Genomic DNA, 20,400 nt, shown 5'->3' with positions numbered 1-20,400 from the left:
ATGAGCAAATATTCAATTGAAGCATTTATTAATGAAACAAAAGAGAATCCACAGAAAAGGGACTATTTTGAACTGGAAACCAAGCACCTTTTAGAAATTAATCTTAACAATCAGGCAGTATGGACTAAAAAAGGAAGCATGGTGAGCTACGTGGGAAATATTAATTTTGAAAGACAGGGAATGCTGGCCGGCGGTATCGGAAATCTTCTGAAAAAAGCCATCAGTGGAGAAGGAAGCAAACTGATGAAAGCTGAAGGGACCGGAAAATTATATGTTGCAGATTCTGGTAAGAAAGTTCGTATTCTTTACCTGAATAATGAATCGGTTTGTGTGAACGGTAATGATGTTCTGGCTCATGAACAAAGTGTGAAAAGTGATATTACCATGCTGAAAAGTATTGCTGGAATGATGTCCGGAGGTCTTTTCCAGGTAAAACTTTCAGGAACGGGCCATATTGCAATTACCACTCATGGTGATCCTTTAACCCTGCTTGTAACTCCTGACACTCCGGTTTTCACAGATCCGAATGCTACCGTTGCCTGGTCCGGAAACCTGAGCCCGGAACTGAAGACCAACGTTTCATTTAAAAGCCTTATCGGAAGAGGAAGTGGTGAAGAATTCCAGATGAAATTCTCAGGACACGGATGGGTTTTGATTCAGCCTTATGAAGAAGTATATTTTATGGAAAAATAAAAAAACTTAAGCTTGGGCAATTTTTGTAATTTAGTACTAACTAAAATAAAAGCAGATGAATAACCTGATCAAATTAGTTTTTGTACTGTTTATATTTCCAAATACAATTATTGCCCAAGTCTCAAAGAAAACTTATCAATATAACATAGACCTTCTTCATCTGTCCGGTGACGAAGTTAAAGTTTCTTTTACGCCACCCAAAAACAATCTTAAACAAGGAAAATTCATTATTCCCAAGCTAGTTCCCGGCTTTTATCAACCTATGAATTTCGGGCAGTATGTTTCAAATCTTGTTGCCACTGATAAAAACGGAAAAAAAGTTACCATCGAACGTCTGGATCAAAACAGCTGGATGGTACATGACCTTAAGCATGTCAGCTCAATATCATATCAGGTAGCTGATGGCTGGGATTCTTTAGAAAAAGACAGTCATGAGGCCAAATCTGCCGGAAGTATGTTTAATAAAGACAGTGTTTTTGTCATCAACTATAATTCGTTAGTGGGGTATTTTCAAGAAATGCAGGATATTCCTTATCAGATTAAAGTTACAAAAAATAAAGATTTTTATGCTTCTTCTGCCTTAGATTACAAACAGAAGGACCAAAACACAGATGTTGTCTGGGCAAAAGATTACCGTCAATTGGTAGATTCTCCGGTTTTATACTGTATTCCAGATACAACCTCGTTAAAAATCGGACATACTGAGGTTCTCGTATCATTCTACAATAAAAAAGAACGACATTATTCAAAAAAAATAGCACTTGAAATTGAAAATATTTTAAAGAATCAGCAAGCTTATCTGGGTGGAACTTTACCGGTAAACAAATATGCTTTTTTGATTTATTACGAGGATTCAAATGAAAAGGGATTTATGGGAGACGGACTGGAGCACTCACAATCAACAGTCTGCCTGTACTATTCCGGAAGTATGGATTATCTCTCCAATGCCTTAAACAGAGTGGCTTCCCACGAGTTTTTTCATATTGTTACCCCTCTTAATATTCACTCGGAGGAAATTCAGCATTATGATTTTCTGAACCCTTCAATGTCTCAGCATCTGTGGCTCTATGAAGGAATGACGGAGTACGCCACCATTCATATGCCCATAAAACAAAAAATGATAAGCCTGGAAGATTTCGAAAAAAGCCTGGAAGAAAAAATACAAGGGATGCAGGAATTTGACAATAAACTATCCTTTACAGAGATCAGTAAAAATGCGATGGAGAGACAGGATCAGTATATGAACTTTTACCAAAAAGGACCATTACTGGGAATGTGCCTGGATATCAGATTAAGAGAACTTTCCGGAGGAAAAACCGGCACTCAGAACCTGATGCTGGAGCTGATGAAAAAATATGGATCCGGTAAGTATTTTAATGACCTTGATTTATTTGATGAAATTACAAAATTGACTTTCCCGGAAATACGTACATTTTTCAGTGATTATATTGAAGGTACACAGCCCGTTCCTTTGAAAGAATATCTGGCAAAAGTTGGTTTTACTTATGATGAAAATACTGGAAAAATAAGTCTTTTGCCCAATCCTGATTCAAAACAAATAGCTTTAAGGAAAGCCTGGATTGGCCAGTAACTTTGATTAAAATTATCCTTACCTCAATATCCATAATAAAATTATTACTATGAAAATAAAACTTTCAGGATTGTTTATGATCATGATTCATTTTGCTTATCCGCAAGTACAGAAGGTGGAACAAGTGATTCATTCATGCATAAAAAAAGATAATTTCAACGGTGCCGTCTTAGTTGCTCAAAATGGCAAGACCGAATTACTTACTTATACAGGTTTATCCAACAGGCATTATAACATTCCATTTTCAGATGAAACCCGGTTTCATATTTTCTCGCTTACTAAGACCTTTACAGCTGTATTGATCATGCAGCTTTATGAAAAAGGTAAAATTAATCTGGACGCTCCTATTTCCACTTATTATCCGGAATATAAAGGCGAAGCTGCAAAAAAAGCAACTATAAGAAATCTTCTTACTTACAGCAGTGGCCGTGAAAACAAGGATATCAGTTCCCCGGAACTCATTCATGAGGCTTATGACAACACTATCTGGAACCTGGATGATTTCATTACCACTTTTCTTTCTGAAAAACTGATAGATGTACCCGGAACAAAGTTCAGTTATAACAATGGTGATTTTATACTATTGGGAAAGATCATTGAGAAAATATATCATCAACCTTTTGAAGAGGTATTAAAAGAACAGATCTTAGTTCCTCTCAAAATGGAGAACACCGGATTTCTTCATCACAATGATATCATTCAAAACATAGATGAAGGGTATTCAGCTGATCCTTCTGATCCATTTGCTCTTCACACGCCTACCAATACTTATATTGATAATTTCTACTCTGCCGGAGCTATGTATTCTACTCCTAAAGACCTTCTTATTTTTGATCAGGCCGTATTTAATCATAAGCTGTTTAATAAGGCTACATTGGAGACTATGCTTACACCGGATAAAAAACTTGAAGATACTGCACTTGGTTTTTGGGTTTATCCTAAAAAATTCGGAACGGTTAATACGTTATTTGCAGAACGTCAGGGAGAAGGTTACGGACACAGTGCCAATTGGGTACATCTGGTTGATAAAAATCTTAGTATTATCATATTATCCAATACCAAAGACATCAAGTACCTGAATAAAATGAGAGAAAGATTAATTACAGCTTATTATGGGCAATGATTTTTTGTGAAATTTGATCTTAATAATGAAGTAAGACTTGAAGATAATAGATGGATAGATAATAGATGGATAGATGATAGATGGATAGATGATAGACTGAGAAATGTAAGCATTTAACTTCTTACACCTACATCCCGAAACCCACACACTCCAAAACTCTCAAACCCTCAAACCCAACAACTCCCACTCCATCGCCGTTTGCAAAAGTTTTAATATATTTAGAAAAAAAATAAATGGACAATAGCACTTCCCGCAGAAATTTTATCAAAACAGCAGCTTTGGCAAGTTTTGGTGCATTGGTTGTACCCAATTCCTTATTTGCCTATTCAAGTGATTTTAAAACAGATAAGAAAGTCCGTGTAGGATTTATTGGTGTAGGACTTCGTGGTCAGGAACATGTGAAACTATTGGCCAAACGCAGTGATGTAGAAATCGTTGCTTTTGCTGACCCTGATAAAAGAATGCTGGCAGCCTCTCAAAAGATATTAAAAGAAAACAATAAAGCAGCAGCTCAGGAGTTTTCCAACGGCGAATATGATTACCGAAATCTTTTAAAATTGAAAACGATAGATGCTGTAGTCATTGCAACTCCATGGGAATGGCATCTTCCTCAAGGGGTAGAAGCCATGCGTGCTAAAAAGATTGTAGGGATGGAAGTTTCCGGAGCGATAAAGCTTCAGGACTGCTGGGAATTTGTGAAAGTATATGAGGAAACAAAAGTTCCTATTTTCATGATGGAAAATGTATGCTACCGAAGAGATGTGATGGCTATTCTGAATATGGTCCGTAAGGGGATGTTTGGAGAATTGGTTCACGGAAGAGGTGGTTATCAGCATGACCTGAGAGGCGTACTTTTCAATGATGGGGTTACTCCTTACAATTCAGGAGCTGAGTTTGGTGAAAAAGGCTTCAGTGAGGCTAAATGGAGAACAGAACATTATGTAAAACGCAATGGAGAGCTGTATCCTACCCATGGATTAGGCCCAATTGCCATGATGATGGACATCAACCGTGGAAACCGTTTAACGAGACTTTCTTCATTCTCATCCAAATCTGTAGGACTGCATAAATATATTACAGAACATGCAAAAGGTGGAGAAAATCATCCGAATGCTAAAGTAAAGTTCAATCAGGGAGATGTTGTGACCACACAAATTGCCTGCGAAAACGGAGAAACCATTCTTTTAACCCATGATACCAGCTTACAGAGACCTTATGACCTTGGATTCCGTGTACAGGGAACTGAGGGATTATGGCAGGACTTTGGTTGGGGAGATTTCAACCAGGGACACATTTATTTTGAAAAAACAATGAATCACACGCACCGTTGGGATAACACGGAAAAGTGGATGAAAGAATATGATCATCCGATGTGGAAGAAATTTGAAAGCACTGCTGCAGGAGCAGGACATGGCGGAATGGACTTCTTTGTGATGAATACTTTTATTGAATGTATCAAACGAAATATAGAATTCCCAATGGATGTTTATGATCTGGCCTTATGGTATTCGATCACACCATTGAGTGAAGAGTCTATTGCCAAAGGAGGTCAGGCGGTTGATATTCCTGATTTCACCAACGGTAAATGGAAAACCCGTAAACCTGTATTCGGAATGACTGATGAATTCTAAGAAAACATTACTCATCCTGGCAGGTGGATTAGGAAGCCGTTACAAAGGACTTAAGCAAGTGGATGGAATACTTGACAATGGTTCTCCCATTCTGGAGTATTCTGTCTATGATGCTCTGGCAGCCGATTTTTCCAAAGTGGTTATTATCGTTAACCGATTGATTCCTCAAAGTTATATTGAGCGCCTCAATGCAGTTTCTGAAGCCAAAGGTTTTGAACTCCATTGGGTATATCAGGAAATGGATAGTATTTCTATCTCTGATTTTGATTATTCAGAACGTCAGAAACCTTGGGGAACGGGACATGCTGTACTTTGTGCTAAAGATGTTATTCAGGAACCCTTCGTTATGATTAATGCGGATGATTTCTATGGAAAAGAGGTTTATCAACTGACCGCAGAAGGATTCGCTCCCTATATTTCGGAAACACAGTTTGGGCTGGCTGCTTATCCTGTGGATACAACATTAAGCGGTAACGGAACTGTCGCAAGAGGAATCTGTACATTAGACTCAGAAAATTATCTGGTTCATGTGGAAGAGCAAACTTCCATACAAAAGATAAATGACACTATTATTTATACTGAAAATGGGGGAAATATAGAAATAGCACCAGACACCTTGGTTTCCATGAATTTTTTCATTTTTCATCCCAGTATTTTTAATTCGTTAGAGAAATATTTTTATGATTTTATCGCATCAAAACCTGGATCTACTCAGGAATTTTATATTCCTTCTGCTGTTCAGAGAATGATTGATGAAAAAAAGGTGAAAGTAATGGTAAAAGCATCCCCTTCTCAGTGGATGGGTGTAACCTATGCTGATGATAAAAACAATATTAAGGACTTTCTGATGTCAGAAATTCAAAAGAACAGATACCCGGAAGATTTATGGAAATAAACGATATCGTAATGCAATTCATCGGTACAGAGAATTACAATCTTTCCCCTATTACAGATGGACTGATTAATACAACTTATCTTTTGGAAGATAGGGACCGGAATGAAAAGTTTATTCTGCAAAAGATCAATCATCATGTCTTCAGACAGCCGGAAGTTATTGTCAACAATCATTTAATGATTAATGAACTTCTCAGGTCCAATAATTATCAATTTCAAGTTATAGAACCTATTCATTCTCTTACCCATAAACTTCTGGTAAAAGATGCAAATGATGAACCATGGCGGATGTTAAGTTTTGTAGAAAACAGCATTACCTTTCTTACCGCTCCATCTTTACAGACGGCTTTTGAGGCAGCTAAAACCTTCAGTTATTTCCTTAGTATCGTAAATACTGAAAAGCTGCCAGCTATTGAAGACACTCTTCCTAATTTCCTCAATTTCGAAAAAAGAATTGCAGATTATAAAAAGGCATTAGAAAATGCAGCTCCACAGTTAAAGGAAAATGCAAAGGCTGAAATAGAAATCACCAACCAGCTTATTTCCTTACCTGATCAATGGATAGAAATGGAGAAAACCAATCAGATTCCTAAAAGAATCATCCATGCTGATGTAAAAATCAGCAATATCCTCTTTGATCAAAATCATCATCCGTTAGCTGTAATCGATCTGGATACCGTAATGATTTCCACTATTTTATATGATTTCGGAACGATGATTCAGTCCTATACCAATACAACCCATGAAGATGACGGAAGTGCTAAAAACAATTTCAATCCTGAAATGTATAAGGTTGTAAAAGAAGGATTTCTTTTCTATCTAAAGGAAAAACTGACTCAGGAAGAGGCTTCTCACCTTGATTATGCTGCACAAGTCGCCATTTATATTCAGGAGGTTCGTTTTTTAACTGATTACCTCAATGGAAGTGTTTATTATTCTACGAAATATCCTGACCATAATCTGGACAGAACGAGAAATCAACTGGAATTACTGAAAGGCTTGAGAGCTTATTTGGAATGTTAATTTTATTCTTTTCTTACTAAAAAAGTAAAATACAATATTGAGATTCCCTGCGGAATGACAAACAGAACGTTTTAGTTATTCATACACTTTGTCATTCCGTAGAAACCTCTGTTTTATCAGGTAAATATAGTTTTACAAAAAAATTAGAAGCCCTTTTCCCCTCTATAATGCTCAGCCTCTCCCACTCAAAAACTCCAGAACCTTCTTCCATTCTTCAAACTTCTTTTCAAAGGAAATGGTATGAAGCGGACTTGTGGATGGCATTAATAAAATGGGAAGCTTATAGTTTTTTCCTAAAAGCTTTTGCAAGTTTTTATACGATTTCCCACCGTTACAGAAGATGGCTTTCACATTCGGATACTCTTCCAGCAGTTCAGCAATCTGATTGGCTTCTTCGTTTTTAATCTCTGAATCCAGACTCCCTTTTCTTTCACAGGAATCGATGACATCCCAAAGGGCAATGTGATGTTTCTTTAAGATTTCAATTCTTTTGGAATAATCTTCGGTAAATTCTTCATTCAGCAATTCAAGGATGATTTTCCAGAATTTGTTTTGCGGATGGGCATAATACTGCTGCATTTCCAGGGATTTTACTCCGGGAATAGAACCCAGAATTAAAATTTCAGACTGATCATCAATGAGTGGTGGGAAAGAAGAAATACGGTTTTGCATATTCAAATATATACATTTTGGCTAAAGCCGTTGGAATTAACCATTATGAATAAAGCGGGCTTCTATTGAATTTTTCATTATTAAAAAAGCCGGAAAAACCGGCTGTTAAATATTTTGACACCATTACTGAAGGAGATCTGCTTTTGCATTTCGTTTTACCGGTGGAGTCAGAAGACCTATAAATTGAACATCATCTTTCAGTTTATACTGTGGTCCTACAAAATAAGATTTGGCCTCACCATCATTATAGCCCATATATTTTAACCATGCTACAGAAATACCTGCAAATTCATTCTTTGTAATATCCATCGTTGGACTGAAATGAGTGGCTGTAGTGGCTGTAGCCGACCAGGCTGGTACATTTTTAATCAAATTACTTTGCCAAAGATTCGGCCAGGTATCTGCCGGAACTACAAAATCCAGTCTTCCCGTAAGCGTAAAAGTGGGAACTTTCACTGTTGACCCTATAGCCACAGGCCCCGGCTCAATAGGTAAAGCAGCTACAATTTTCAGATCAGGATCAATCAGTTTCACAGCCGTTTCTGAAATACTGGATGTTAAAAGAGTAGCTCCTCCTCCTGCAGAATGACCTGCAATAATCATTTTTGAGAGGTCTGCTTTTCCGAAAAGGGGAGATTGTGGATCTTTGTTTAATTTAGCAACATTAGCCGCTCCCAAAATATGCATATCCGGCATACTATTGATAAAATTGGAAGAGATCACAACAATAAAACCATAGCTAGCCCATAATCTGACCATCTGGTCATAATTCCCCTGACTGGAAAGAATACCGCCTACAAAATTGACAACGGGAAGCTTATTCATATTTGCAATATCTGACGGATAATAAACAGCGGTAGAAATTGGACTTTCGAAACCATACGGAAAATTGTTACTGCATTTAATACTCTGATCCAATATCCCTATCGTCTGTAAGATAGGAATCACAAGACCTGCAAGCTGATTACAGTCTCCTACAACAGCATTCGTACTTACCTGATGAGGCCCAGGCTTTCCATATTGGATATTGGCAGTGCCTTTGGAAGGGAAAAGGACAGATTTATCTGCTGAAACTTCACTGATCTTTCCGGCCGGATCACTTTTAAACACTTCCTCTTCTCTTTGGCAGGAAGCCATAAGTAAAGAGATCAATACTGTAGTTACAATACTTTTCTTCATATTTTTTTGGATTTAAATTCAATGTATTGATTTTAAACACCAACGGAACAATCTTTCCAAATATAAAGAAAAAAGAAACGCATTATGTTTTATTTGTTATGGGTTTCATAATGAGTTCATCATTATAATCATTTGCCAATCAGGCATAAAAAAAACGGAACAAGTCCGTTTTTTTATATCGAGAAATAATTCTGTATTACAAAGTTTCCTTTAACCAGTCAAAGAATTCTCTCTGCCATACCAATCCGTTTTGTGGATGAAGTACCCAGTGATTTTCATTCGGGAAGTAAACCATTTTAGATTTTAGTCCTCTTAATTTCGCTGCCTGGAAGGCTTCCTGCCCCTGCTCATAAGGTACACGGAAATCAATTCCTCCCTGAATGATCATGATTGGCTTGTTCCATTTTTCTACGAAGTTGCTTGGATTGAACTCTGTATATGCTTTTGGCAATGGTTTTTCCCATGGAGAACCAAGATCCCAGTTCGCAAACCAAAGTTCTTCAGTCGTCAGATACCATGATTTCATATCGAATAATCCGTCATGAGCAATGAATGTTTTGAATCTGTTTTCGTGGATTCCAGCCAGCATAAATACACTGTATCCTCCATAACTTGCTCCAACCGCTCCAACTCTTTCCCCATCTACATACGGTAATGTTTTGGCATAATCTGTGGCTGCAAGATAATCTCTCATTGGTTGTCCACCCCAGTCTCTTGAGATGTCTTCATTCCATTTTGTTCCCCAGCCCGGCATACCTCTTCTGTTTGGAGCTACTACGATATAATCGTTGGCTGTCATCAGGGCAAAGTTCCATCTTACGCTGAAATATTGTGTTAATGCAGATTGTGGTCCTCCCTGACAGTATACCAGTGTCGGATATTTTTTATTGGGATCAAAGTTCGGTGGATAGTGGAACCATACGCCCATTTCTTTACCATCCGAAGTTTTCACCATTTTAAGTTCAGATTTTCCTTGTGCTAGCTTAGCATAGGTATCTTTATTTGCTTCAGTAACCTGCTTCATTTCCCCGTTTTTAAGGTTTACAGAGAATAATTCTGTAGCATGGTTTACATCTGTTCTTCCTACTAATACTGAAGTTTTGTTGTCTGTGAAAATTTCATTCACATCAAAATCTCCTTTGGTGATCTGCTGTACTTTTGCAGACTTTGAATCTAAAGAGAACAACTGTTTTGTACCTCTGTAAGCCGCTGTGAAATAGATTGTTTTTGAATCTGCACCCCAAAGTACATCTCCGGAAACGCTGTCATCCCAACCTGCTGTAAGGTTTGTAGTCTTTCCTGATTTCCAGTCCAGGATTTTCACATCATTTTTATCCGCTTCATATCCGTCTCTGGCCATACTCTGCCAGATCAAAGATTTTCCATCCGGGCTGAATTTTGGATTGACATCATATCCTTTGTTTGATTCTGTAAGGTTTTTAGTAGTTCCTGTAGCTAAATCATAAGCAAAGATATCTGTATTGGTACTGGTAGAGTACTCTTTACCGCTTTTCGGTTTGGTAACATATAAAAGCTGTGCAGAATCCGGGCTCCATACAAAGTCTTCGGCACCTCCGAAAGGTCTTTGAGGAGAATCCCATGTTTTTCCTTCCAATAAATCTTTAGCTGCTTCTGCTTTATCTGAAGTATTCACTACAAATACGTGGTTATATTTCCCTTCATTGAAATAATCCCAGTGTCTGTGGTTTAGGTCTGTATATACCTGAGCGGTAGTTTTAGGAGTATCACTGTATTTGTCTTTCCCCATTAATTTTTCTACCAAAACCTGCTTACTGAAAGCAATTCTCTTCCCATCAGGAGAAATAACGATATTGTCAGCCTCTCCAATGGTATAGAATTCTGCCCATGTTTTCCCGGCGTCTTTTGAAAGATAAATTTTATCTCCTTCCTGAGCATAGATCCCGTTTTTATCCCACTGGATTAATGCTTTTTTACCGAAATCGATTTTGGAAGCCTGGTGATTAAGAACATTCAGAAAGTAGTTCTCGTTTTTTGTTTTTTCTGTTTTCAGATCTACCTGTCCTACTTTGTAAATAAGGGATGCCTGATCCGGCGAAACTGCCTGTACTCCTACTTTTTTCAAAGTCCAAAGAATTTCAGGCGTCATTAATTGTTGTGCATTCATTAAAAGCGGAGCTGCCAGAGCCAGCAGACTGTACTTAAGTTTCATATGTTCATTCTTTTTTAGCAGATCTAAGAAACCGTAGTGATTTCATCAAATCCTTTCATTAAATTCAAAGATTGCCAAAGTTAGTATTTAAAATAAAAATTACCGAAAGAATTAACATTAAAATTGAAGCTTTAAAACAAAATATTGAAAAGCAGAGAAGGTTGATCACAAAATAAAGAGCACTTCACTCCAGTCCCTAAAACATTCTTACTTTCAAACCCAATAAAAAAGTCCGCCAGCATAACACCAACGGACTTTTCAATTTTTATTTTTATCGATTAATCTCCATCAGAGAACATTGAGTTCGCCAGAGATGTCACGATTGATAGTAATATACTGAAGATAAATGCCCACCAGAAACCGTCTACCACCATACTGTCTATAAAATAATCAGCAATCAGGATAATACCTGCATTAATCACCAATGCAAAGAACCCTAAGGTAAGAATGGTAAGCGGAAGCCCGAACAGACTTAAAATAGGCTTTACAAATATGTTCAAAACCCCAAGTACAATGGCGAAGATAATTGCTGTAGAAAAACTTTCAAACTGTACTCCTGGTAAAATTTTAGTTAAAAGATACGCCACTATTGCTGTGACGAACAAACGGATAATTAAGTTCATTTCGTTATTTTTTAATAGTTATGGGGTGTAAGGAGCAAAAGCCATTCCATTTTTGGGAAAAAAATTTCATTAAACCCTTTATTCAGGGAAGATTTTACTCAATCACTTCAAAAAATGTGTTATTTAATCTTCATCATGGTTACTAATGAAGTCGCTACGTGGCTTTCTGATCCGGAGCCTTCATTCTGAATATAGATTTCTACCCTGATAACGCTGATCCTGGAACCTCCTTTAATAACATAAGCTTTTGAAACCAACGCATCTCCCATGGCCGGGCGAAGATAGTTCACTTTTAATTCAACCGTCACCACATAACAGTCTTCCGGATAATGGCTCACTGCAGCATACCCTGCGGAAACATCTACCAGGGAAGCAATCATCGCTCCATTGAACATTCCTGCTTTTCTGGTCATCATTTCCATTTTGGGAATTTTAATGGAAACAAAGTCCGTTTCAACTTCCAACAGTTCCGCTTTATAGAATTTCAGGGTTTCCGAACGGCCGAAGCTATCGGTCATGAGTTTCTTTTTCTCTGGGGTCATGAATTTTATTTTAAACAAAGATAAGAGATTGCTGTACTCAGCCATGGATACACGGATAATTTTCACCAGATTAATCTACTGTATTCATTCACATCTTTCAACAGAAAAGAAAACAGCCACTTCAACATTGAAGAAGTGACTGTTTCTGAGTTTCAAACTCTATTTAAACGAACGATAACTTTCCTTCTACTCCTGATTCTTTCATATGATGATCTTCTTTAATCATATCTGCTGCTTTTTCGCCGATCATGATAGTAGGAGCATTGGTATTTCCGGAAACTACATCCGGCATGATGGAAGCATCTGCTACACGAAGACCTTTTATTCCATATACTCTTAATCTTGGATCAACCACAGAAAGGCTGTCTATTCCCATTTTACAGGTTCCCGTCATGTGATGATAAGTGGAGCATGATTTTTTGATATAATCTATCACTTCTTCTTTTGTTTTCCCTTCACCTGGATAGATTTCGCCATCATTCCATTCTTTCATTGCTTCTGTACGACCCATTTCACGGCAAATTTCCACACATTTGTACAGCGCTTCCAAATCAGATTCTTCGGATAAATATCTTGGATTGATTTCCAGCGGTGAAGCCGGATCTGAAGCTGTTAATTTGATATACCCTTTACTCTGAGGTCTGATAAATCCAGCACAGAATGTGAATGCATTTTCGGGACCCGTAAATCCTGGACTGTAATAAGGAAGCCCCATAAACAAAGGTTGTAAATCAGGGAAAACCATTTCTTCTTTACTTTTCCAGAAAAGCTGTGCTTCCAATAAGTTGGCTTGGGGTGCTGGAATTTCTTTTTTCGCTTTAAAAATAACACTTGTCAAAAGATGATCCTGAAGGTTTTTCCCTACTCCTTTCAGGTCTTTTATCACTGAAATCCCAACAGATTCCAATTCTTCTTTATCCCCAATTCCGGAAATCATCAGAAGTTTCGCAGATTCTATAGTTCCACAGGATACAATCACTTCTTTGCCTGCTCTGACTTCTAATAATTCTCCATTCTTTACATACTGAACCCCTACACACTGATCTCCTTCAAAAATTAGCTTCTGAGCTAGCGCATCTGTTTGTATATGCAGATTGGAACGTGATGAGACAGGGTCTAAAAATGCTTTGGCAGTAGAACATCTTTTACCATCCTTACCTACACTAAGGTGATTCAGACCCGCACCCCAAATTTCCTTGCTAAAGTCATCTGTCAATGGATATCCTAATTCTTTACATGCTTCAATAGCACTTGCTGAAATGGCATTCGGACGCTTGATACGGCTTACAAAAAGGGGACCTTCTCCTCCATGCATATCATCCTCTCCATCTTCATGATTCTCGGATTTCTTAAAGTAAGGCAGAACGCTTTCCCAGTCCCAGCCCACACATCCATTATACGCCCAATGATCATAATCCTGCTGATGCCCTCTGATATAGATCATCCCATTAATAGAGCTTGAACCTCCTAATGTTTTTCCACGTGGCCAATATCGTGTATTTCCGCCCGCATTTTCCTGAGCAACGGTATGATAAGCCCAATCCCTTTCAGTATTCCATATGGCTGGCCAGCCGGCTTGGTCCTGTACTTCATTAACTTTATCATTCGGTCCTGCTTCTAACAGGAGAACACTTATATTATTATTTTCACTTAATCTGTTGGCAATAACAGCTCCTGCAGAGCCAGACCCAACTATTATAAAATCGTATTTCATGAGTTTTAATTTAAGATGTTTGCTTTTTGATACTGATTACTTTAGGTGTGGTTACTGCTTTCAACCCTTCGATACCGAATTCTACACCATACCCGGATTGTTTTGCACCGCCAAAAGGAACGAACGGATGAATAGCTCCATGTTGATTGATCCAAACTGTTCCTGCCTCCAACTGTGCAGCTACTTTTTCTGCCTCATCAGAATTATCACTCCATACTGAAGCGCCCAGTCCGTTTTCTGAATCGTTAGCTTTCCAGATGGCTTCTTCCACTGTTTTATATTTAATAATTGGTAAGACAGGTCCAAACTGTTCTTCGTCAACAATTCTATCACCGTTATCAACATTTCCGATAAGGGTTACGGGAATAAAGTATCCTTTCAGATCAGGCTTTTGTCCTTTGAATAGAAATTCTGCTCCAGTATTTTCAGCATCATGAATCAGATCCTGAATTTTATCGTATTGCATTTTATTCTGTATAGGTCCCAGGACAATAGTTTCATCAGCTCCGTTCCCCATTGGAATATTCGAGGAATATCCAGCCAAAGCCTGAACTACTTTTTCGTAATCATCTTCATGTACATATAATCTTTTCAAACAGGCACAGGTTTGTCCCATATTCAGAAAAGCGCCCCAGAAAATGCTTTCTATGTGTTTGGCAACATCTAAGCCAGGTAAAATGATTCCAGCATCATTTCCACCACATTCCAGTGTCAGACGTGCCATATTGTTAGCAGAAGCTTCAATGACTTTTTTTCCTGTTGCAATGGAGCCTGTAAACATAATTTTTCCTATTTCCGGATGGCCTGTAAGATAAGCTCCTACTTCTCCTTTTCCTGTAACTACCTGCAAAATATCCTCAGGAAGTACACTATTGATTACTTTTATCATCTCCAGGCTACAGAAAGTTGTATATTCTGAAGGTTTTATGACAACAGCATTTCCCATTCTCAATGATGGAATAATCTGCCAGATAGCAATCATTAATGGCCAGTTCCAGGGGGCAATTGCAGCAACTACCCCAATCGGATTTCTGTACAGGATATCTTTTCGGGTTTCATCTTCAAAGACTATTTCTTCAGGCAGATCCAGTGATGCCGGCACTTGGGTCCAACCAACACAAGCCTGCATTTCAAAATGAGCACCCGGCCCGTTAAGTGGCTTTCCCTGTTCTTTGGTAATCCATTCTGCAAGATGTTTTGAATGAGTCTGCAAAGCTTCTGCTACTTTCAATAAAATTTCTTTTCTTTCAGCATCGGGTCTTGCTGCCCATAATTTTTGGGCTTTTTTTGCTTTCACAATGATAGCGTCTATTTCTTCACTGGATGTATTTTCTACTTTGCCAATAACCTCTAATGTAGAGGGATTCAGAGATAAAAAATCAGTATTTAATGTATTGTTTTCTTTTTCTAACGATGTTTTTTCCATTATTTTAAATATTTTGTATTTTACACAATTCGAAAATGGCGAAAACATGATGTAATTCATTTACCTATTCTCTATTTTTTTTAACCTAAACTCTATCTTATGGAAAAGATCGAAGAAAGAACCGTTTTCAGCATTCCTTTTGGTGAACTGAATGTATTTGAAACGAATGTAGTGTGCCATGATTTTCCTTTCTTTTTTGAAAAGCCTGTCATCACCCTTATGCTGAGTGGCAATAAAATCATCCGAAGTGAGGAGGAAACTTTTGAGTTTAATGAAAGAAGTGTATTCATCCCACCCTGCAATAAAGAATTGAGTATTGATATCCATCCTGTTTTCCGGGAACCTACCAAATGCCTGGTCTTGAATATAGAACAGGAATATATCGACAGTGTTTTCCATGAAGTTATTGAAAACTGGCACCCTGACTGGGACAGAACAGGAATCATGATGAAGGAAAATACTGTGAAAAAGTTTGTAAGCTCTGATGAATCTTTATGGAGATGCCTCACCAATCTTTACAACAGAAGAGTGGATGAAAGTATTTATAATACGTCAGATTTTCTTTTGAGTTTAAGCCTTAAGGAATTGATTTACGAACTGATGAAAACCAACGCAAAGCATATCCTGCTCCATTCTGATAAGACAGATGATCCACAAAACGGACTTCAGGAAGTGGTTTATTTTATCAAACACAACTACAGAGAACCCATTACCATAAAGAAACTGTCAACCTTAGCAGGAATGAGTGAAGCCAATCTGTTTAAAAAGTTTAAGCATTCTTACCACTGTACTCCGGTCGAATATATTATTCAGTTAAGGATAGAACATGCCAAACAGCTCTTGATCAACAATCCGGAAATAGGAATTAAAAATATATGTTTTGAATCCGGATTTAATACCCTGGAATATTTTTACAGAAAGTTCACCCAGATCACCGGAAAATCGCCGAAGAAGTTTACCATAAATTAATACCTTTGAGAGCTGAATATTACTTTATAAGGAGCGCGTTTGACTGGCAGTCAAAAGGTCACGGGTTCGAATCCCGTACTCTCCACTTTTCAAATAAAAGATAATTTGTAAATTATTGAAAAATAAATAATTACATTTTATCTTTTTTGTTTTTGTACCCAAACTTTTGAAAAATGCTTTTTTGAATCTGTTTGAATCTAATTAAACTTATTTGAACTTTAAGAGTTAAAACTGAGTTCATTATAATGCAAATATACTACGATTTAAAATAATGTCCGTTACTCTCAAAATAATCAAACATAAGATTTCTTGCAGTGGTTTCCCAGTCAATATAAATATAGTTGGGTAGACTTTCAGGAATATCCATTTCTAATAAATATTGAGCAAATGCTTCATTGTCTGAATACTCTCCCATGTAATAATCTACTACACCTTCATAAATACTCTGAAAATCCATTTTCCCAACACAGTCGACATAAGCTTCAAAAACTTCTAAATCGTGTCCAGAATCGTTTATTTGGTGTACTATCTCAAACGTTTCATCTGATATATAACTTTCTCCTATTAACCCTAATTTTTCAAAAAAAGAGCAGTTTTCATAATCCTGCAACATAAATTCGGGATCATCTTCATCATTATGAAGTTTTTTCATTACTTTAATTAGCTCGTCATAGCTTGAATAATCAGCTAAATTAAGCCATTTCCCAAATAATGAGCCTTCATTATACTTTTTGTAAGTTCCTACATAGATACACATAGTATCAGGACAATTTGTTAAATTTGCCATGTTGATAAGTTTTAAGTTGGTTTTAAAATTTATTGACTTGCCTATCGTGTTCGTAGCACTTTAGGCATTTTTATGTTGTATTGTGAAATTCTATGTAGAAAAAAGAACCTAAATCAGTTCTTAGATATATTAATAAAGTCAATATTCATGCCATTTGACAAAGATTTTAACTTTAAAATTAAAGTTTTTAAAATATTTTTAACTACAAACCACACCAACAAAAACTGTCCAACAAAACAATAATAAACATATAGTTTAAAGAGTATAACTATTACAAAAGAATAAGTGGAAAATAAAATTAGATCTACATAAACCACATACAACAAAAACTACTGTATGAGAAAAAACTTTACAGATTGGTGGGGGTAGCAAAAAAAAGTTTCTCGATATCCCCCTTCCTTATCCTTAGTACCTTCTGTCCTTACATTCAAAAATAAGTTTTGGTATTAAATTGACACAAAATCTACTTAAAGCTGATTTGAATTTTTGAGAGAAATTGGTTGGGGAATTTTTATGGGTGAGGATTTACCATTGTCCTTTTACATTGAAAATTCCATAAAATATCTTTTTGAAAGTTGATTTATTAAGACTTATAGGTAGAGCAAGGTTTGTGAGTGCTTATAGGAGTCTTAAACTTTCAAAGTCAATCTTAATTTATAGATTTATATAACTACTTATTCATCATTGTTAAGACAAAGAATGCTTTCTCAAAAAGTTCATCAAATGTTATTATCGTAATACCATTGAGGTTTTTGCGATAAAGCTCAAAGCATTCCTTTTCTTCCTTTCTTAAATTTTCTTGATTTCCAATAATTAAATACGAGTTCGGAGAAATTAGATTAAAACTTAATTCAGATGTTTTATTTAAAGAGTAATAGTTTTTTTGAAAATGTTCTTTATAATTTAATAATTGGTTAATTGAGCCTGTTAAATCATTTGTTAAGCAAAATGTGTTTCGATATCCCTTACCAATTATTTTTGTTTGAGGTGTCTTAATTTCTATAAGCGCTAAATTTTCAGAAAGTCTATTTTGATAAATAAAGTCTATAACATTACCTTTCTTATTTTGAATTGATTTGCCCCCAATGTATGCTTCATCTTCCACTATAATGACAGGCTCATTAATTATTAATGAAAGAAGCCATGAATATTTTTTTAACAATCTATGCCAGAATATTTCACTTTTATTTATTTTTTTGTTATTCCATATTTCTATAACTTCAAAAAAACCTCCCAATCCATTAATTGAGGCTTCAACCTTCATTATCACTTCTTTAATCCTAATTATTGCTTTTTCTACTGCAGATTCAATATTTACAGCTATTAATTTTACACTTAAATCCAGAATCAAGTAATCATCTTTTTCATATAATACCTCCAAGTCATCTTCTTTTTCAAGCATTCTGGAAATATTGTCAAAATAGAACTCATTTGTCCATTTTTTATCCCATTCTTCTTCATAATGATTAATATTCTGTATCATTTCAAAAGTGATAACAAATTCATTATCAGAAACACCAATTTTAATTCCCCAAAAAGGATATGGAATTGACTCAAGTATTTTGGGTTCTGATTTTGCTTTTATATTCTCAATTATTATTTCTATTCTGTGATCTGGAAAATCATTAATTCTATACTTTTTTATTAAATCAAATAAATTATATTGCAGAAAATCATCATCTACATCATTTGAAAATACTATAGCATTTTGATTGGGGTATTTTCTTGGCATAGAATCCCATCCTTCTATTACGTATTGATCGAGTACTAAAATTGGAGTTCTATCTTCATATATAAGTTTCATGTTAAATAAATTTTAGATTATTTCCACATTTAAATAATCAGTTCAATATTTAAATTAAATAGTTATTTTAAATTGATACAAATATCCATTTTAATCATCTTCGATAATTTGGATATCAGAAATAGAGGTTCCAATTTTTTTTGCTAAAATACTATGTCGTTCTTGTACAGGATTAGAAAAAACCTCACTAACAGTTGCTTGATTAACAAAAATCTCTATTATTGGATTTTCTGTTAATATACTATTCCAATATTCTTGTGCTATAAGATCTCCATTTCTACCTTCTAAAATACATTTATAAAGTTCTTCAACTTTATTATAATCACCAATATGAAGAATTTCAGTTTCTAAAATTTCAGTTTTATATAATTTGGAATCGCTTATTTTCCACCATAATTCTTTTGCATCATTAAGCAATTCGAAAACCATCAAGATTGAATTTCTAGCTGGCTTATTTTCTGGTCGAAATTGCTCAAGAATATCTTCTACTAATCTTCTCTTAGCATCTAATCTATTTTGATAGACATTTTGTGGTAATATTTTATCACCAACTGTAAAATCCCTTTTATCAATTCTAAATGTGTACATTTTATATCTTATAAAAAATTAAGATCCTTTGTTCTTCAACAAAATTCTGAGCAAACTGTACAATAACTGTAATAAAGTATCAATTAAATATAACTCTCTAAAAAACCTAGATCAATAATAGATTCATGAGGAGACTCTTCATTATAATATAAAATCGTACTCTTATTCATCTTTAAGATATAAATTGTACTTTGCTTTGAGAAAGGAAAAATAATCTTTTTTTGAAAAGACTTTCTTCCTATTTTGTATTTTAACTGAATCAAGGTAAATGTTTCCTCACCACTTTTACTAACAAGTTCTTTAAATGGAAAAAAATACTGCTGAAGTATTTCAATATCTTCGTTTCTTTGAGAACTTAATTCAGTAATGTCTTTTATTGCTTTTTCAAAATTAATTGTAATAGGAATGCCAGTTTTTAGAAGTTCTTCAACCTGAATTTCATTACATTGAAAATCTTCTTGTGGGCTATTCGTATCTCTGAAATATTCATAAATAACGACAAAAATATAAGGTAGTATAAAAGGAATGGCAATATAAAGAATTTTAAGGCTATCCTCAACTAACCCAAACAAAGTTAATCCTAGTAAAAATAATACTAGGAATAAAATTCTAAGATAATCATGTTTCTGGGGTGGAGTTTTCACAACTTAAATATTTCTTTTATTCATAATAGTAAAGAGTAATATTTTTTTTCATGCAAATAGCTATTAACTCCACTTCCCAACAATATTCTTATGATATATTTCTCCAATGGCATATCGTTATTTTACAACTAACATATTTGCAAATGGAGTAATTTTTATATTTTTTAAAATATTCAAATCAGCATTATTAATTGCTTGTTTCCATTTCTTTTGACTTATAAAGTGGAATGCCCCAATATTAAAGAAAATAAAATTGGTAAAATCTCTAAATTGTTCTGATATAATTATTGTACCATTATGCTTCAG

18 protein-coding genes, 1 tRNA gene and 1 pseudogene are annotated in these 20,400 nt (G+C 35.6%); 8 read left to right on the top strand and 12 right to left on the bottom strand.

The window, feature by feature from the left end:
• The 6 genes from DRF65_RS09950 (at position 1) to DRF65_RS09925 (ending at position 6,955) form a co-directional block, all read left to right on the top strand.
• Entirely contained in the window at positions 1 to 693 is a 693-nt protein-coding gene (locus DRF65_RS09950; RefSeq protein WP_115970606.1) for an AIM24 family protein, read from the top strand.
• A 55-nt stretch (positions 694 to 748) separates the two neighbouring features.
• Positions 749 to 2,284, top strand: a complete 1,536-nt coding sequence (locus tag DRF65_RS09945) for a M61 family metallopeptidase (RefSeq protein WP_115970605.1) — start codon at positions 749 to 751, stop codon at positions 2,282 to 2,284.
• Between the two features lie 49 nt (positions 2,285 to 2,333).
• Positions 2,334 to 3,407: a serine hydrolase domain-containing protein gene (locus tag DRF65_RS09940; protein ID WP_185018699.1), complete on the top strand. Its 1,074-nt coding sequence runs from the start codon at positions 2,334 to 2,336 to the stop codon at positions 3,405 to 3,407.
• A 233-nt stretch (positions 3,408 to 3,640) separates the two neighbouring features.
• Complete coding sequence (locus tag DRF65_RS09935; RefSeq protein ID WP_115970604.1) at positions 3,641 to 5,038, top strand: Gfo/Idh/MocA family protein; 1,398 nt, start codon at positions 3,641 to 3,643, stop codon at positions 5,036 to 5,038.
• Positions 5,028 to 5,933 (top strand): sugar phosphate nucleotidyltransferase, encoded by a 906-nt coding sequence (locus DRF65_RS09930; RefSeq protein ID WP_115970603.1) that lies wholly within the window; start codon positions 5,028 to 5,030, stop codon positions 5,931 to 5,933. Before DRF65_RS09935 ends, DRF65_RS09930 begins: the two co-directional genes overlap by 11 nt.
• Positions 5,924 to 6,955, top strand: a complete 1,032-nt coding sequence (locus DRF65_RS09925) for a phosphotransferase enzyme family protein (RefSeq protein WP_115970602.1) — start codon at positions 5,924 to 5,926, stop codon at positions 6,953 to 6,955. Before DRF65_RS09930 ends, DRF65_RS09925 begins: the two co-directional genes overlap by 10 nt.
• A gap of 171 nt (positions 6,956 to 7,126) precedes the next feature.
• Here DRF65_RS09925 and DRF65_RS09920 read toward each other — a convergent pair whose 3' ends face one another.
• The 7 genes from DRF65_RS09920 to DRF65_RS09890 all read right to left on the bottom strand — a co-directional run bounded on the left by DRF65_RS09920 (position 7,127) and on the right by DRF65_RS09890 (position 15,302).
• Positions 7,127 to 7,627 carry a DNA-deoxyinosine glycosylase gene (locus DRF65_RS09920; protein ID WP_115970601.1) on the bottom strand — a complete coding sequence of 167 codons (501 nt, stop codon included), beginning with the start codon at positions 7,625 to 7,627 and terminating at the stop codon, positions 7,127 to 7,129.
• 123 nt (positions 7,628 to 7,750) lie between these two features.
• Positions 7,751 to 8,806, bottom strand: a complete 1,056-nt coding sequence (locus DRF65_RS09915) for a poly(ethylene terephthalate) hydrolase family protein (RefSeq protein ID WP_228438609.1) — start codon at positions 8,804 to 8,806, stop codon at positions 7,751 to 7,753.
• A 196-nt stretch (positions 8,807 to 9,002) separates the two neighbouring features.
• The gene (locus DRF65_RS09910; protein ID WP_115970600.1) at positions 9,003 to 10,997 is read right to left on the bottom strand and encodes a S9 family peptidase; all 1,995 of its coding nucleotides are present in this window, start codon (positions 10,995 to 10,997) and stop codon (positions 9,003 to 9,005) included.
• A gap of 278 nt (positions 10,998 to 11,275) precedes the next feature.
• Positions 11,276 to 11,620, bottom strand: a complete 345-nt coding sequence (locus tag DRF65_RS09905) for a phage holin family protein (RefSeq protein WP_068944002.1) — start codon at positions 11,618 to 11,620, stop codon at positions 11,276 to 11,278.
• A 119-nt stretch (positions 11,621 to 11,739) separates the two neighbouring features.
• On the bottom strand, positions 11,740 to 12,162 hold the full coding sequence (locus tag DRF65_RS09900) for a PaaI family thioesterase (RefSeq protein ID WP_115970599.1): 423 nt from the start codon (positions 12,160 to 12,162) through the stop codon (positions 11,740 to 11,742).
• A gap of 163 nt (positions 12,163 to 12,325) precedes the next feature.
• On the bottom strand, positions 12,326 to 13,876 hold the full coding sequence (locus DRF65_RS09895) for a GMC family oxidoreductase (protein WP_115970598.1): 1,551 nt from the start codon (positions 13,874 to 13,876) through the stop codon (positions 12,326 to 12,328).
• A gap of 10 nt (positions 13,877 to 13,886) precedes the next feature.
• Entirely contained in the window at positions 13,887 to 15,302 is a 1,416-nt protein-coding gene (locus tag DRF65_RS09890; protein WP_115970597.1) for an aldehyde dehydrogenase family protein, read from the bottom strand.
• 99 nt (positions 15,303 to 15,401) lie between these two features.
• Between DRF65_RS09890 and DRF65_RS09885 the strand changes: the two genes are divergently transcribed.
• Entirely contained in the window at positions 15,402 to 16,271 is an 870-nt protein-coding gene (locus DRF65_RS09885; protein ID WP_115970596.1) for a helix-turn-helix domain-containing protein, read from the top strand.
• Between the two features lie 7 nt (positions 16,272 to 16,278).
• Positions 16,279 to 16,356, top strand: a tRNA-Ala gene (locus tag DRF65_RS28420).
• A 171-nt stretch (positions 16,357 to 16,527) separates the two neighbouring features.
• Here DRF65_RS28420 and DRF65_RS09880 read toward each other — a convergent pair.
• The 5 genes and pseudogenes from DRF65_RS09880 to DRF65_RS28825 all read right to left on the bottom strand — a co-directional run.
• Entirely contained in the window at positions 16,528 to 17,058 is a 531-nt protein-coding gene (locus tag DRF65_RS09880) for an antirestriction protein ArdA (protein WP_115970595.1), read from the bottom strand.
• A gap of 670 nt (positions 17,059 to 17,728) precedes the next feature.
• Complete coding sequence (locus tag DRF65_RS09875; RefSeq protein ID WP_115970594.1) at positions 17,729 to 18,862, bottom strand: Shedu immune nuclease family protein; 1,134 nt, start codon at positions 18,860 to 18,862, stop codon at positions 17,729 to 17,731.
• Between the two features lie 90 nt (positions 18,863 to 18,952).
• Positions 18,953 to 19,450 carry a hypothetical protein gene (locus tag DRF65_RS09870; RefSeq protein WP_115970593.1) on the bottom strand — a complete coding sequence of 166 codons (498 nt, stop codon included), beginning with the start codon at positions 19,448 to 19,450 and terminating at the stop codon, positions 18,953 to 18,955.
• Between the two features lie 83 nt (positions 19,451 to 19,533).
• Positions 19,534 to 20,094, bottom strand: coding sequence for a hypothetical protein (locus DRF65_RS09865; RefSeq protein ID WP_123947310.1), 561 nt, complete (start codon positions 20,092 to 20,094; stop codon positions 19,534 to 19,536).
• Positions 20,095 to 20,211: 117 nt separating this feature from the next.
• Positions 20,212 to 20,400, bottom strand: a pseudogene (locus tag DRF65_RS28825) (methyltransferase type 11); the annotation flags it as partial.

It is taken from the genome of Chryseobacterium pennae, assembly GCF_003385515.1.
In the GTDB taxonomy this organism is placed as follows: Bacteria; Bacteroidota; Bacteroidia; order Flavobacteriales; family Weeksellaceae; genus Chryseobacterium; species Chryseobacterium pennae.
Note: the sequence above shows the minus strand (reverse complement) of the source record. Positions and strands in the feature narration are given on the sequence as shown.